Source organism: Microbacterium paludicola, assembly GCF_039529675.1.
GTDB lineage: Bacteria > Actinomycetota > Actinomycetes > Actinomycetales > Microbacteriaceae > Microbacterium > Microbacterium paludicola.
Genome location: NZ_BAAANG010000031.1, coordinates 67,285 through 80,980, shown reverse-complemented (window position 1 = coordinate 80,980; position 13,696 = coordinate 67,285). Strand labels below are relative to the sequence as shown.

Annotated in this window: 13 protein-coding genes; 6 read left to right on the top strand and 7 right to left on the bottom strand. The window is 71.7% G+C overall.

The window, feature by feature from the left end; all coding sequences use genetic code 11:
- Positions 1-1,209, bottom strand: coding sequence for a homoserine O-acetyltransferase MetX (gene metX / locus ABD161_RS13070; RefSeq protein WP_344003698.1), 1,209 nt, complete (start codon positions 1,207-1,209; stop codon positions 1-3).
- 221 nt (positions 1,210-1,430) lie between these two features.
- On the bottom strand, positions 1,431-2,765 hold the full coding sequence (locus tag ABD161_RS13065) for a bifunctional o-acetylhomoserine/o-acetylserine sulfhydrylase (protein WP_344003696.1): 1,335 nt from the start codon (positions 2,763-2,765) through the stop codon (positions 1,431-1,433).
- A gap of 135 nt (positions 2,766-2,900) precedes the next feature.
- Here ABD161_RS13065 and ABD161_RS13060 point away from each other — a divergent pair, with 135 nt between their 5' ends.
- From ABD161_RS13060 to ABD161_RS13045, 4 genes are read left to right on the top strand one after another with little or no spacing between them, the layout of a single operon-like run.
- The gene (locus tag ABD161_RS13060; RefSeq protein ID WP_344003693.1) at positions 2,901-3,695 is read left to right on the top strand and encodes an SDR family oxidoreductase; all 795 of its coding nucleotides are present in this window, start codon (positions 2,901-2,903) and stop codon (positions 3,693-3,695) included.
- Between the two features lie 28 nt (positions 3,696-3,723).
- Positions 3,724-4,230, top strand: a complete 507-nt coding sequence (locus ABD161_RS13055; RefSeq protein ID WP_344003690.1) for a phosphoribosyltransferase — start codon at positions 3,724-3,726, stop codon at positions 4,228-4,230.
- Between the two features lies 1 nt (position 4,231).
- A complete protein-coding gene (locus ABD161_RS13050; RefSeq protein WP_344003687.1) occupies positions 4,232-4,924 on the top strand; it encodes a uracil-DNA glycosylase in 693 nt (230 codons plus the stop codon).
- 10 nt (positions 4,925-4,934) lie between these two features.
- Positions 4,935-5,561, top strand: coding sequence for a GNAT family N-acetyltransferase (locus tag ABD161_RS13045; RefSeq protein WP_344003684.1), 627 nt, complete (start codon positions 4,935-4,937; stop codon positions 5,559-5,561).
- 140 nt (positions 5,562-5,701) lie between these two features.
- On the opposite strand, the gene ABD161_RS13040 is transcribed toward ABD161_RS13045, so the two are convergent.
- From ABD161_RS13040 to ABD161_RS13025, 4 genes are all read right to left on the bottom strand, one after another.
- A complete protein-coding gene (locus ABD161_RS13040) occupies positions 5,702-6,781 on the bottom strand; it encodes a TIGR03364 family FAD-dependent oxidoreductase (protein WP_344003681.1) in 1,080 nt (359 codons plus the stop codon).
- On the bottom strand, positions 6,781-8,595 hold the full coding sequence (locus ABD161_RS13035) for a PhnE/PtxC family ABC transporter permease (RefSeq protein ID WP_344003678.1): 1,815 nt from the start codon (positions 8,593-8,595) through the stop codon (positions 6,781-6,783). Before ABD161_RS13035 ends, ABD161_RS13040 begins: the two co-directional genes overlap by 1 nt.
- A complete protein-coding gene (gene phnC / locus ABD161_RS13030) occupies positions 8,592-9,488 on the bottom strand; it encodes a phosphonate ABC transporter ATP-binding protein (RefSeq protein WP_344003675.1) in 897 nt (298 codons plus the stop codon). The genes ABD161_RS13035 and phnC overlap by 4 nt, the downstream gene beginning before the upstream one ends.
- A 75-nt stretch (positions 9,489-9,563) precedes the next feature.
- Complete coding sequence (locus ABD161_RS13025) at positions 9,564-10,523, bottom strand: PhnD/SsuA/transferrin family substrate-binding protein (RefSeq protein ID WP_344003672.1); 960 nt, start codon at positions 10,521-10,523, stop codon at positions 9,564-9,566.
- 247 nt (positions 10,524-10,770) lie between these two features.
- Between ABD161_RS13025 and ABD161_RS13020 the strand changes: the two genes are divergently transcribed.
- Positions 10,771-11,199, top strand: coding sequence for a DUF4190 domain-containing protein (locus ABD161_RS13020; protein WP_344003669.1), 429 nt, complete (start codon positions 10,771-10,773; stop codon positions 11,197-11,199).
- A gap of 21 nt (positions 11,200-11,220) precedes the next feature.
- On the opposite strand, the gene pdxR is transcribed toward ABD161_RS13020, so the two are convergent.
- A complete protein-coding gene (gene pdxR, locus ABD161_RS13015) occupies positions 11,221-12,606 on the bottom strand; it encodes a MocR-like pyridoxine biosynthesis transcription factor PdxR (protein WP_344003666.1) in 1,386 nt (461 codons plus the stop codon).
- Between the two features lie 105 nt (positions 12,607-12,711).
- Between pdxR and ABD161_RS13010 the strand changes: the two genes are divergently transcribed.
- On the top strand, positions 12,712-13,680 hold the full coding sequence (locus ABD161_RS13010) for an aldo/keto reductase (RefSeq protein WP_344003663.1): 969 nt from the start codon (positions 12,712-12,714) through the stop codon (positions 13,678-13,680).
- Positions 13,681-13,696: the final 16 nt, after the last annotated feature.

The window sequence follows — 13,696 nt, the reverse complement described above, 5'->3', positions numbered from 1 at the left end:
TCAGTCGCTCGCGAGCAGGCGCCGCAGATGCGCTCCGACCGCGGCGGTCTCGATCAGGAATCCATCGTGCCCGAAGTCGCTGTTCAGCACGACCGCCTCGTCCCCGTCGAGCGTCCGCGGGATGCCGCGCGCGATCCGGTGCTGGCCGTCGATGGGGAACAGGCGATCCGAGTCGATGCCGAGCACAAGGGACGTCGCCGTCACGCGGCCGAGGGCGTCCTCGACGCCGCCCCGATCGCGGCCGACGTCGTGGGAGTCCATCGCGCCGACGAGTCGGATGTACGAGTTCGCGTCGAAGCGCCGCGTGAACTTGTTGCCGTGGAAGTCGAGGTACGACTCGACCGCGAACCGACCCCCGTGCCCGAGCGGGCTGACGCCCGACTGCCACGAGCGCTGGAACCGCGAGTTGAGCTCGGTGGGACTGCGGTAGTTCAGCAGCGCCATCCGGCGGGCGAGCGCCAGGCCCCGATGCGGTCCGTCGCCGGCCGCGGCCTCGTAGTACTCGCCGCCGCGGAAGCGCGGGTCGATGTGGATCGCCTCGAGCTGCACCGAGTTCAGGGCGATCTGGTCGGCCGTCGTCACGGGAGGCGCCGACAGCACCGCGAGGCGGGCGACGCGATCCGGCTCTCCGACGGCCCACTCGAGCGCGTGCATCCCGCCCATCGAGCCGCCGATCACCGCCGCCCAGACGTCGATGCCGAGGGCGTCCGCGAGTCGCGCCTGCGCCGCCACCTGATCGCGCACGGTCAGATACGGGAATCGTGCCGCCCACGCCTCGCCGTCGGGGTGGATGCTCGCGGGGCCCGTCGATCCCTGGCAGCCGCCGAGGATGTTCGGCGCCACCACGAACCAGCGGTCGGTGTCGATGGGGGCGCCGGGGCCGACGATGTCGCCCCACCAGCCGGCCGTCGGATGCCCGGGGCCGGCGTCGCCGCGCACGTGGCTGTCGCCCGTGAGCGCGTGCGCGATCAGGATGGCGTTGTCGCGCGCCGGATTCAGCTCGCCCCAGGTCTCGTACGCGATCCGGAAGGACGGCAGGATGCCGCCGCCCTCGAGGCGCAGCTCGCCGAAGGAGGCGAACCGGCGGTCGCCGGCCGGGTCGCCGTCGCGCCAGGCGCCCGAGGCCGGGGGACGGCCGACCATCGACCGGGCGTCGGCCTCCGTCACCATGCTCGACGGCACCGTGTCCTCGGAGATCTGCCAGTCCATGCGCTTCATTCTGCCCGGGCCGCGGGGAGAGACCGTGCCGTATTACGAGGGGCGGGCTCTTCCGTCAGGGAGGCGCGGTGCGAACGAAGTGAGCGTGGAGCGCAGCGACTGCCGACCGTCCCGAGAATGTGACGTCCGTCGTCGATGGAGCGGAGTGACAGCACATCGAGCGCGAGTCCCGGCGCGAAGCGTCGGGCGAGCGATCGATCGCGTTCGATGCACTACCCCGCGAAGCGGGCAGACGAGATGCTGCGCGCCGCGGCGAGCGCCTGCTCGAGGTCGGCGATCAGGTCGTCGACGTTCTCGAGGCCGACCGACAGCCGCACGAGGCCGGGCGTGACGCCCGCGCTGAGCTGCTGCTCGGGGGTCAGCTGCGAGTGCGTCGTCGAGGCGGGGTGGATGACGAGCGAGCGCACGTCGCCGATGTTCGCCAGGTGGCTGAACAGCTGCAGCGAGTCGACGAACGTGCGACCCGCGTCGACGCCGCCCTTGAGCTCGAACGACAGCACCGCGCCCACGCCCTTCGGGGCGTACGTGTTCGCCGCGGCGTACCAGGGCGAGGTGGGAAGCCCCGAGTAGTTCACGGTCGCGACGTCGGGGTGGTTCTCGAGCCACTCGGCCACCTGCTGCGCGTTGTGGACGTGGCGCTCGACGCGCAGCGACAGGGTCTCGATCCCCTGGATGAGCTGCCAGGCGCTCTGGGGTGCGATCGAGGCGCCGAGGTCGCGCAGGAGCTGCACGCGCGCCTTGATGATGTAGGCGAGCTCGTCGCCGACCGCATCGGTGTAGACGGCGCCGTGGTACGAGGGGTCGGGCGTGGTGAGACCCGGGAACTTCTCGCCGTTCTCCGACCAGCGGAAGCGGCCGCCGTCGACGATGACGCCGCCGATGACCGTGCCGTGACCGCCGAGGAACTTGGTCGCCGAGTGGACGATGATGTCGGCGCCGTGCTCGAAGGGGCGGATCAGGTACGGCGTCGCGATCGTGTTGTCGACGATGAGCGGCACGCCGTTCTCGTGGGCGATGTCGGCGACCGTGCGGATGTCGAGCACGTTGATCTGCGGGTTGCCGATCGTCTCGGCGAAGAACAGCTTCGTGTTCGGGCGGACGGCCGCGCGCCAGGCGCCGGGGTCATCCTGGTTCTCGACGAACGAGACCTCGATGCCGAGCTTCGCGAGCGTGTACTTGAACAGGTTGTACGTGCCGCCGTAGATCGACGACGACGAGACGATGTGGTCGCCGGCCTGCGCGATGTTCAGCACGGCGAAGGTCTCGGCGGCCTGCCCGCTCGCCACCAGCAGCGCGCCCGTGCCGCCCTCGAGGGCGGCGAGGCGCTGCTCGACGACATCCTGCGTCGGGTTCTGGATGCGCGTGTAGATGTTGCCGGGCTCCGCCAGCGCGAACAGGTTCTTCGCGTGGTCGGAGTCGCGGAACACGTACGACGTCGTCTGGTAGATCGGCGTCGCGCGGGCGCCCGTGACCGGATCCGGCGCAGCGCCGGCGTGGATCTGCAGGGTCTCGAAACGCAGCTGCGGCGACGAGGTGTTCTCGGCCATGGGAACCTCCGGTCAGGGTGAAGTCGGCGGGCCGTGCGCGGCCTTGCACCGACGTTACGTCCGCCGTCGGAGCCGGGCAACGGAGCGGACACGCGGCGTCACATACGTCCGCATGACGGCCGGTAGGTTTGAGAGGTGACGAACACCGAAGCAGGCGCCCCGCGGCGCGCGGTCGTGACGGGAGCGAGCTCGGGGATCGGGGCCGCCACGGTGCGCGCCCTGCGGGCGAGCGGATGGGACGTGCTCGGCGTCGCGCGCCGCGCCGACAGACTCCAGGCCCTCGCGGATGAGACCGGTGCCGCGGTCTTCGCGGCGGACCTCACCGCTCAGGTCGACATCGACGCGCTCGCCGCCCACATCGCGGCCACCGGCGGCATCCACGCGCTCGTCCACGTCGCCGGCGGCGCCCGCGGCACCGACCGCATCGAGGACGGCGACGCGGACGACTGGACCTGGATGTTCGAGGTCAACGTGCTCTCGGCCCAGCGTCTGGTGAAGGCCCTGCTGCCCCAGCTGCGCGACGCCATCCGATCCGGATCGGGCCACGCGGACACCCTGTTCGTCACCTCGACCGCGGCGCAGGTCGCCTACCCGGGCGGCGGCGGCTACAACGCCGCCAAGGCGGGGGAGGGGATGCTCGTCAAGGCCCTGCGGCAGGAGCTCAACGGCGAGCCGATCCGGGTGATCGAGATCGCCCCCGGCATGGTGCACACCGAGGAGTTCACGCTCAACCGCCTGGGTGACAAGGCCGCCGCGGACGCGCTGTACGAGGGCGTCGACGGCGTGCTCGTGGCCGAGGACGTCGCCGACGTGATCGCCTACTCGCTGAACGCGCCCGGCCACGTCAACCTCGACCTGGTGACCATGCGCCCCGTCGCGCAGTCGGCCCAGCACATCCTCGCGCGCGGCCCCCTGACGCCGCGCGACTGATCACCCACACACGACTGGAAGGACCTGCGTGGCAGACACCGACATCCGCGAGCGGCTCACCTGGGACGGCTTCGGCGAAGCGACCCGCGATCTCGCGCGGCGCATCCTCTCCGACGGCTTCGAGCCGGAGGTCGTCGTCGCGATCGCGCGCGGCGGGCTGCTGCCGGCCGGAGCGATCGCGTACGGCCTCGGCGCCAAGAACTGCGGCGCCCTGAACGTCGAGTTCTACACCGGCATCGGCACGGTGCTCGATGCTCCCGAGGTGCTTCCCCCCGAGCTCGACATGGCGTACCTCGACGGACGCCGCGTGCTGCTCGTCGACGACGTCGCAGACTCGGGTCGCACGCTCGCGCTCGCCGTCGACCTGCTCAAGGGCCGGGGAGCGGATGTGCGCTCCGTCACGATCTACACCAAGCCGACGACGATCATCGAGCCGGACTACGCCTGGAAGGCGACCGATCTGTGGATCGACTTCCCGTGGTCATGGAAGGGAACCGTGCGCGAGGAGGACGCGGGCCTGGAGGCATCGGCCTGAGATGGCGATGACCCTGCCGGAGCTCGCCGCGGCCGGACTGATGGATCCGGGCTGGGCCGAGGCGCTCGCGCCCGTCGCCGGCGACATCGCCGCCCTCGGGGAGAGGCTGCGCGGCGAGGTCGCCGCCGGGCATGGCTATCTGCCGGCCGGGGAGCACGTGCTGCGCGCCTTCCAACGGCCGCTCGCGGACGTGCGCGTGCTGATCGCCGGCCAGGATCCGTACCCGACCCCGGGGCATCCGATCGGCCTGTCCTTCGCGGTCGAGAAGCACGTGCGCCCGCTGCCGCGGAGCCTCGGCAACATCTACCGCGAGCTGCAGGACGACCTCGGCATCGCGCCCGCGCCGCACGGCGACCTGTCGGCCTGGAGCGACCAGGGGGTCATGCTGCTCAACCGGGTGCTCACCGTGCGTCCCGGCTCTCCCGCATCGCACAGGGGCTGGGGCTGGGAGAAGGTGACCGAGCACGCGATCCGCACGCTCGTCGAGCGGGACGCGCCGCTCGTCGCCATCCTGTGGGGGCGCGACGCCTCGAGCCTGAAGCCGATGCTCGGCGCGGTGCCCCGGGTCGAGTCGGCGCACCCCTCGCCGCTGTCGGCGAGCCGCGGATTCTTCGGATCCCGGCCGTTCTCGCGCGTGAACTCCCTGCTCGAGCAGCAGGGCGCCGCCGCGATCGACTGGCGCATCCCCGCCTAGGCTGAGACCCATGCTGGAGGAGGAGTACCAGAAGCGCCGCGTGCTGCCGCGGCACCTGCAGAAGCGGCCCGACCCCGAGCGGCCCTTCACGTACGAGATCCGGCCGGCGACGCCCGCGGACATCCCCGACATCCGCGAGATCTACAACTACTACGTGCGAAACTCGGTGGTCACCTTCGACGAGAAGGCCTGGAGCCACAAGCGGTGGCGCGAGAAGTCCGACCACCTGCAGAAGCTCGGCCTGCCGTTCCTCGTGGCAGTGAGCCCGAGCGGCCAGGTGCTGGGATACGCGCTGGTGTCGCCGTGGGCGGGCAAGTCGGCGTTCCGCTACACGGTGGAGAACTCGATCTACCTCGGCCAGGCGGCGCGGGGAAAGGGCCTCGGGCGCGCGCTGCTCGAGGCGCTCATCGAGGCCTGCGAGGAGATCGGCCTGCGCCAGCTCGTCGCCGTGATCAGCGACAAGGGCGCCGAGAGCTCGATCGCGCTGCACGAGAAGCTCGGCTTCGTCGAGGTGGGCCGGATGGGCAAGGTCGGCTACAAGTTCGACCGCTGGCTCGGCACCGTGTACCTGCAGAAGCAGCTCAACCCGAAGAAGAAGACCGGCATCCTGAAGCGGATCTTCGGCAGCGAGGACTGACCCGCGGCGCACCGCCGGTGGTTTCGACTCCTCGCTGGCGCTCGAGCGCCAGCGAGTCGAAGCCGCCGTAACAGGTCCACGACCGATGGCTTCGACTCCTCGCTGGCGCTCACTCCGCTCAACGACCGGTCGCGGCGCGATCAGCCGAACAGGTCCGACACGACCGACTCGGCGAGGCCCAGGCCCGTCGTCATGCCGATGCCCGTCGTGACCGACACGACGCGCACACCGTCCATCGGGGCGGCCCGCAGGAAGTCCCGCGGTGCCGACGCGTAGACGCCCTGCCAGCGCTGGCGGATGCGCAGCTCGGATCGGCCGAACAGCTCGCGCGCGCGTCGCTCCAGCAGCTCGAACGCCGCCTCGTCCTGGAACGGCGTCACGGTCACGTCGCGGTAGTGCGTGTCGCCGACGACGAGCGTGCCGTCGGGACGCTCGGTGTACATCTGGTTCACGTCGTGCGCGATCAGCTCGGGCTGCTCGGTGCGCAGGCGTTCGCGCAACCGGGCGACGGACGGCGTGCCGGCGAACGCCGAGTACCGCAGCAGGGACGATCCGGTCAGCAGCGGCACCCCGAGGCCGACGCCGTCGGCGAGCATCATGTCGAGCCCGCAGCGCACGATCCCGTGCTCCTCGGCGATGCCGGGGAAGAGATGGTCGACGTCGAAGTTCACGGCGAAGACGATCGCGGCCGCCGAGATCTCGCCGCGGCTCGTGTGCAGCATGCCTGGCTCGACGCCGAGGGCCGCGGTGCGCCAGCGGAAGTCGACCCCGCGGCGCGACAGGTAGTCGGCGAGCCGGGGCGCCGCCTCCCGTGGGTCCACCTGCAGGTCGCGGGGCAGGAACGCGCCGCCGATCGCGCCGGGCACGGGCACGCGGTGGCGCACTGCCTCGCCGTCGAGCAGCTGACCGGGCACCGACTCGCTCAGCACCGCGAGCTCGTCCTCGGCGTGCGCGACGATGAGCGTGCCGGTCTGACGCAGCCAGAACCCGGCGCGCGGTGCGTAGCGCAGCCACAGCTCCCGCGCCCGCTCCGCGTAGTCGCGGCCCTCGCCGGCCTGCATCGTCGTGCCGACGTGGCCGAAGTTGCGCACCGTGGCGCCGGTGATCGCTGTGGCGCGGTCGATCACGACGACCTTCAGGCCGCGCTCCATCGCCGCGGCGGCGTGGCCGAGGCCGACGATGCCGGCGCCGACGACCGCGAGGTCGTAGCGGTCGGGCATCACTTCAGGGCGCGGCGGATCAGCAGCGACGCCGACTCGACCACGACCACCATCGCGATGATGACGAGCAGGAACGCGAGCATCTGGTCGAAATGACGCCCGTTCATGGCGTTCAGCAGCAGGAAGCCGATGCCGCCGCCGCCGACGATTCCGAGCACGGTCGCCGAGCGGATGTTCTGCTCCAGCAGGTAGAGCACGTGGCTCACCAGTGCCGGGACCGACATCGGGACCGTGGACGCGAAGAACACCTGCGACCGGGTGGATCCGCCCGCGACGAGGGCGCGTTCCGGGCCGCTGTCGACCTCTTCCATCGAGTCGCCGATCAGCTTCGCGAGGAGGCCGACGCCGCCGACGCCCAGCGCGAGCGCGGCTGCCTGCGGGCCGAATCCCGTCGCGATGATGAACAGGATCGCCACGACAAGATCGGGCACTGCGCGGATGAACACCGCGAGGCCGCGGAAGAAGTTGCGCACCGCACTGTTGGGGGCGACGTTGCGCGCCGACAGGGGACCGACGACGGCCGAGATGACGGCGCCCATGAGGGTCGCCGCGAACGCGACCTCGAGTGTCACGAAGGCCGCCGCGAGCACCGTGTCCCAGCCGCGGTCGCCGATCGTGATGGGCCACACGGCGCGGTCGAGCGCCTCGTTGTGCACCTGATCGAAGCGCCAGTCCGAGTAGAGGCGCGTGAGATCGGGCTGCACGTAGACGAACGAGGCGATCACGATCAGGACGCCCGCCCAGATCCAGATCATCGTCCTCACGCGCGCGCCATCCCACGGGCGCTGCATCGTCGTCTCGATGCGTGCGGCGCGATCGTCCGACCTCGCCGCGGCCGCCTTCTCGGCGAGCTTCATCGCGTTGCGCACGATCGTGTCGCCGGCGCCCTTGCCCGTAGGGCGCACGTTGAGAAGCCTGGCGCGGATCGCGGACGAGACGACCTCGAAGACGATGCAGAGCGCGATGATGATGACAACGAGCGGGATGACCCGGCGCATGCCTGCCGGCCCGGCGTGCAGGGCACCGCTGAGCTCAGCGCCGATGCCGGCGACGCCGACGTAGCCGAGGATGACCGTGCCGCGAAGGTTGATGTCGGCGCGGTGAAGCGCGACGGCGATCCACGCGGGAAGCGCCTGGGGGAAGACTCCCGCCCAGAACTGCTGAACGTCGGATCCGCCGGCCGAGCGGATCGCCTGGCGCGGGCCCTCGTCGGTCTGCTCGATCGCGTCGGCGAACATCTTCGAGATCATGCCGACGGAGTGGATGCCGACCGCGACGATGGCGGGAAGGATTCCCGCGCCGAACCAGAGGAACATGAGGAAGACGGCGATGGCCGCGTCGGGGATCGCACGGCAGACGACGCCGATGCCACGGCAGATGGCGCGCACGGCGGGGTGAGGGCTGGTGTTCGCGGCGGCGCCGTACGCGACGGGGATCGACAGCAGCACGGCGACCGCGGTGCCGGCGATCGTGAGCGCGAGCGTGAGCAGGATGATGTCGACCATGTGCCAGATCGGCTCGACGCCGACCCAGGTGGTCGTGTAGACGGTGCCCTCGGAGCCGCGGACTCCCGAGACCTCCCAGCCCGGCCACTGCATGGGCGTGGCCATGCCGAGGAATCGGGCGATGTTGCCCCACGTCGCATCCAGCGTCTTGACGCTGTAGTCGAGGCCGATGAACGACACGACCCCGAGGACGGCGATGGCGATGAGCGTCGCCGCGCTGACGATCGTCGCAAGGCGAGGCCGAGGGCGCGGGACGGTGGCGATCCGCTCCGCGAGGGAGGCCGGGGCCGCCTCGGTCAGCGTTGTCATGCCGGGTCCTCGTTCGCGGTGTCCTGAGCGAGGCGCTCGGCGGCGGCGGCGTGGCGGATCTCTCCGGCGAGCACCTGCTCGCGGGCGGCCGCGAGTTCTGCTTCGATGGCGATGATCTCGCTCGTGGACGTCGCGACGCGGCCGTAGATCTCCATGACCTGGTCCTTGCTCAGGCCGTCGGTCGAGGTGTCGAGGACGACCTCGCCCGCGCGCAGTCCGACGATGCGGTCGCCCCAGCCGAGGGCGAGCTCGACCTGGTGCAGCGAGCAGACGACGGTGAGGCCGCGCTCGGCCGCGATCTCGCGGATGAGGGCCATGACCTGGCTGCTCGACTCGGGGTCGAGCGATGCGACCGGCTCGTCGGCGAGCAGGATCTCCGGGTCCTGCATGAGCGCGCGGGCGATCGCCACGCGCTGCTGCTGACCGCCGGAGAGCGTGTCGGCGCGCTGGTAGGCACGCTCGAGCAGGCCCACCCGTTCGAGGTGCTCGAGCGCCTTGCGGCGCAGCGACGCCGGGTACATCCAGATGCCGATGCGCGGACCGGAGAGCGTCGACAGGGCGCCGGCGAGGACGTTTTCGAGCACCGTCAGCGGGCCGACGAGCTCGAACTGCTGGAAGATGAAGCCGATCTTGCCCCGCAGCTCGCGCAGGGCGCGGCCCTTCAGCGAGGCGACGTCCTCACCGAGGGAGACGACGGTTCCGGCAGTCGGGCTCTCGAGCCCGTCGATGTGCCGCAGCAGCGTGGACTTGCCCGATCCGGACAAGCCGAGCAGCACGACGATCTCGCCACGGGCGACCGACAGCGACACCCCCGTCAGAGCGGCGCTTGCGGCGCCGGGGTAGGTCTTCCCCAGGCCGGTGATCTCGACGGCAGGGGAGGCGGGGTTCGTCATCTCAGTTCTTTTCCGTGTCGGGGCCGGGAAGGGCGGGATGGGGGCCGCCCGCGGGCGGCCCCCATCCTGGAAAGGTCAGGCCTGGCAGGCCTCGACCTTGTCGGCGACCTCGGTGCAGAGGTCGCGGATCAGGTCGTAGTACGCGTCGTCGACCTTGCCGAAGCCGAACCAGCTCTCCTTGAGGAAGTCGTTCAGCTCGATGCCGGCGTCGGTCAGCGACTCCTGGGTCGAGTCGGCGATCTCGGCGGTCAGCTGGTCCTTGACGTCCTGGGGCAGCGCGGCCTGCATGACGATCGGAGCGCCGGGGGCGAGCACGCGCTCGACCTGAACGAGGTCGCCCGACTCGATGAGCGGGTCGGCGTCGATGTCCTGCGCGAACCCGACCTGGCACTCGGTGCCCTCGGCCACCTTGGCGGCGTTCAGGTCGTGCGAGCCGCCCTCGGGGGCGATGATGTTCTCGTCGGCGACCTCGACACCGGCGCCGACAAGGCCGCCCATGGGCACGGCGAAGCCCGACGTCGACGTGGGGTTCACGAAGCAGATGGGCTCGTCGGCGAAGTCCGCGAGAGTGGAGCCGTCCCACTCGGGGTTGGCGATGGCGACCGAGTAGTAGCCGGGCTCGGCGCCCTCTTCGGTGATCTGCGCGCCGATGGGCTCGATCTCAGCGCCCGCCGCCTGCGACTGGTAGTACGTGAAGGCCGAGATCTGCGCCACGTCGATCTGACCCGAGGCGAGCCCCTGGACGACGGCGGTGTAGTCGGTGGCCGGGAAGAAGTCGACCGTCTTGCCGGTGATCTCGGCGATCCAGTCGGCGATCGGCTGCGCATCCTGGTCGGCGCCCTCGTGGTCGGGGAGCGTGGCGAAGACGATGGTGTTCTCGTCCTTCGCGAACGTGCCCTCGGTCGCGGGAGCCTCGGCGGCCGCGTCGCCGGCGGGGGTCTCCTCCGCGGCGGGGGTGGACGAGCAGGCGGCGAGTCCGAATGCGAGCGTGAGGCCCGCGGTCAGCGCGAGGCCGCGCTTCAGGGTGGTCTGCATGAGTACCTTCCGGGTATGTGGAATGCAGGAGGATGCCGGCCCGGGACGAGTCGAGCTGTATGGCCGACTCCGGCAACCTAGGGGGACTCCTCCCCATCCGCCTGTCGTGACGGTGGCCCGAAGGTGAACGAGCTGTGAAGGTCCGTCGCACGCGGCGCGGTGCGGGAATGCGCCGCGGTCCCTCGCCTCCTGTCGGACCGCTACGCTCAGAGCGCACCGCGCACAGCGCAGACCGAGGGGGAGCCGCATGACGTATCCGGATCAGCCGCCGCAGCATCAGCCGCAGTCGCTGCAGCCGCCGACGCAGCCGCAGTATGCGCCGTCGCAGCCGATGCAGGTGTACGCCCCGGCCTACCTCGTGCCCGCCGGACCCCGCAACAGCGGGACGGCGATCACGGCGATGATCCTCGGGATCCTGTCCTCCTTCCCGGTCTTCGTCTCGTGGATTCCGGTCATCGGATGGTTCACGCCCCTGCTCCCGCTCGCGGCGGTGATCTTCGGGCACATCGCGCTCGGCCAGATCCGGCGCGAGGGCCTCGGCGGCAAGGGGATGGCGGTCACGGGGCTCGTGCTCGGCTACATCTTCCTTGTGCTCACCGTGCTCTTCCTCGTGTTCGCGGTGGTTCTCGGGGCGTTCTTCCTCGCGGCCGCGGGGAGCGCCGGCAGCCTCAGCTGAGCGTCGCCGCCGACGTGCGCGTCAGCGAAGGGATCGGGCGATGAGGCGGGCCGCCTCCGGCGCGCGCTCGACGGGGAGCCGGGCGTAGCTCAGCACGATCGCCCCTGTCGACGTGCTCGAGTAGCGCTCCGGGCCGGCGACGAGCACGCCGGCTCGGGCCAGGGAGGCGGCGACCTCCTGAGCCCTCCCGGGGTCGCCCAGCGGAAGCGACAGATGAAGACCCGCCGCGATCCCGCCGACGACGGTCCCGGGCGATTCGCGATGCAGCGCCGCCACCAGAGCGTCGCGGCGCTCGCGGTATCTGTGACGCATCGCGCGGAGGTGCCGGTCGTACGCGCCGGACTCCATCAGCCGGGCGAGGGCGAGCTGATCCAGCGCGGACGGCAGCGCGTGCAGCGGAAGCACCGCGTCGACCGCCGGGCGCAGCTCGGGAGGGACCACCAGCCAGCCGAGTCGGAGCCCGGGAGCGAGGGTCTTGCTGACCGATCCGAGGTAGGCGACGCGGTGGCGATCCAGGCCGGCGAGCGCGCCGACCGGGCGCCGGTCGTAGCGGAACTCGGCGTCGTAGTCGTCCTCGATCACGAACGCGCCGTGCGCCGACGCCCAGGCGAGGAGCCCCCGCCGCCTCTCCGGTGACATCGCGGCCCCGGAGGGGAACTGGTGGGCGGGCGTGACGAGCGCGGCGTCCGCGCGGGGAAGCCCCTCGAGCACGAGCCCCTCCTCGTCGACGGCCCACGGCGTGATCCTCAACCCGCAGTCGCGGGCGACCGCGGGCAGCACCTGCCACCCTGGCTCTTCGACGACCAGCTCGGAGGCTCCCCGTGCGACGAGGGCGCGCGCGAGCAGCCTCACACCGGCCGCGGTGCCGAGGGTGATCACCACCTCATCCGGGCTCGCGCTGATGCCGCGCACGCGGCGGAGATAGCGGGCGATCGTGCGCCGCAGGGTCGGCATGCCGGCGGCGGCCGGGTACCCGAGCTCGTCGGTGGCTGCGGATCGTGCCGCGGCGACGTAGGCGCGCTGCCAGGCGGATCGCGGGAACGCGGAGAGATCCGGCTGGCCCGGTCTCAGGTCGAGGTGCGGCTGCGTGCCGCCGGGCGGCACGGAGGGGAGGTCATCCCGTGGTCCCGCCTGCGCCGCGGCCGCGCGCGCGACCGTGGTGCCGGCACCGCGCCTCGCCTCGAGGTAGCCCTCTGCCGTGAGCTGCTCATATGCCTCGACCACGACCCATCGCGAGACGCCGAGGTCGGCGGCGAGCGCGCGGGAGGCGGGCAGTCGTTCGCCGGGGGCAAGGCGGCCGGCGCGGATGGCGTCGCGAACCGCGGCCGCGGCGCGCTGGTGACGCGGCCCGTTCCGGCTCTCCAGGTCCAGGAACAGGCCGATATCCACCTGGCCCGCCGTGCTCATGGTCCGGATTATAGAGGCCCGATTGGTCTGTTGCCCCAGTCCATGGCGGACGAGAGTGGATGCGCAGAGGCCCGCGGTCGCGGGCCGGGACGGTCAGGAGGACTTATGGAGACACGCCCGTTCGGACGGTTGGGAACGGTCAGCGCGCTGTCGCTCGGCGGCGGCGGGATCGGCGGCGTCTGGGGCGCGACGGATCGCGCCGAGGCGATCGCCACCGTGCACGCCGCGCTCGACGGCGGCATCACCCACCTCGACGTCGCGCCGAGCTACGGCCCCGGCAGCGAATCCGAGGTGGTGGTGGGCGAGGCCCTGCGCACGTGGCGCGGCTCGCCCCCGCTCGTCACAACCAAGGTGCAGGTTCCCGACGACGAGGTGGCCGATCCGGTGGCGCGCATCGGCGAGAGCCTCACCGCCAGCCTCGAGCGCCTCGGCCTCGAACACCTCGACCTGCTGCTTGTGCACAGCCAGCTGCGGCGCCCCGGGGCCTCCGAGCCGACGAACAACATGATCGGCTGGGATCGGTGCGCCGAGCTCGTTGTGCCCGAGCTCATCCGGCTGCGCGACGCGGGCACCATCCGAGCCTGGGGCATCACCGGGCATGGCCACCCGGATGCCGTTCAGGCCGCGCTCGCCGCGCAGGAGCGGCCCGATGCGGTGCAGCTCGCGGTCAACGCGCTGGATCTCGCGGGCGACATGTGGATGTTCGGCGACGAGCCGCGGCCGGCGCAGGAGGAGGCCGTCGAGGCGGCCGGCGCGGCCGGCGTGCCGGTGATCGGCATCCGGGCGGTCGCCGCGGGAGCGCTGACGAGCGGCATCGATCGCGCCGTCGAGCCGGACAGCACCGTCGTCCGGGACTTCGCGCGCGCCGCGGGCTTCCGGGCGCTGGCCGCAGAGCTCGGGCAGACGCCCGAGGACCTCGCGCACCGCTGGGCGCTCACCGCGCCGGGGATCGCGACGGTCGTGCTCGGCGTCAAGAACCGCGCCGAGCTCGAGGCCTGCCTCGCGGCGGAGGCGCGTGGTCCGCTTGCTGCGGACGAGCTCGACGCGATCGAGCGGCTGAGGGCCCGGGTCTGACCCGGAAGCCCCGTGC

What these genes read in the sequence shown, in the direction of transcription:
- pdxR (WP_344003666.1), bottom strand. Translation starts at nt 12,606, where the DNA reads ATGAGCACGGCGGGCCAGGTGGATATCGGCCTGTTCCTGGACCTGGAG.
- metX (WP_344003698.1), bottom strand. Translation starts at nt 1,209, where the DNA reads ATGGACTGGCAGATCTCCGAGGACACGGTGCCGTCGAGCATGGTGACG.
- ABD161_RS13065 (WP_344003696.1), bottom strand. Translation starts at nt 2,765, where the DNA reads ATGGCCGAGAACACCTCGTCGCCGCAGCTGCGTTTCGAGACCCTGCAG.
- ABD161_RS13040 (WP_344003681.1), bottom strand. Translation starts at nt 6,781, where the DNA reads ATGCCCGACCGCTACGACCTCGCGGTCGTCGGCGCCGGCATCGTCGGC.
- ABD161_RS13035 (WP_344003678.1), bottom strand. Translation starts at nt 8,595, where the DNA reads ATGACAACGCTGACCGAGGCGGCCCCGGCCTCCCTCGCGGAGCGGATC.
- ABD161_RS13010 (WP_344003663.1), top strand. Translation starts at nt 12,712, where the DNA reads ATGGAGACACGCCCGTTCGGACGGTTGGGAACGGTCAGCGCGCTGTCG.
- ABD161_RS13050 (WP_344003687.1), top strand. Translation starts at nt 4,232, where the DNA reads ATGGCGATGACCCTGCCGGAGCTCGCCGCGGCCGGACTGATGGATCCG.
- phnC (WP_344003675.1), bottom strand. Translation starts at nt 9,488, where the DNA reads ATGACGAACCCCGCCTCCCCTGCCGTCGAGATCACCGGCCTGGGGAAG.
- ABD161_RS13020 (WP_344003669.1), top strand. Translation starts at nt 10,771, where the DNA reads ATGACGTATCCGGATCAGCCGCCGCAGCATCAGCCGCAGTCGCTGCAG.
- ABD161_RS13025 (WP_344003672.1), bottom strand. Translation starts at nt 10,523, where the DNA reads ATGCAGACCACCCTGAAGCGCGGCCTCGCGCTGACCGCGGGCCTCACG.
- ABD161_RS13045 (WP_344003684.1), top strand. Translation starts at nt 4,935, where the DNA reads ATGCTGGAGGAGGAGTACCAGAAGCGCCGCGTGCTGCCGCGGCACCTG.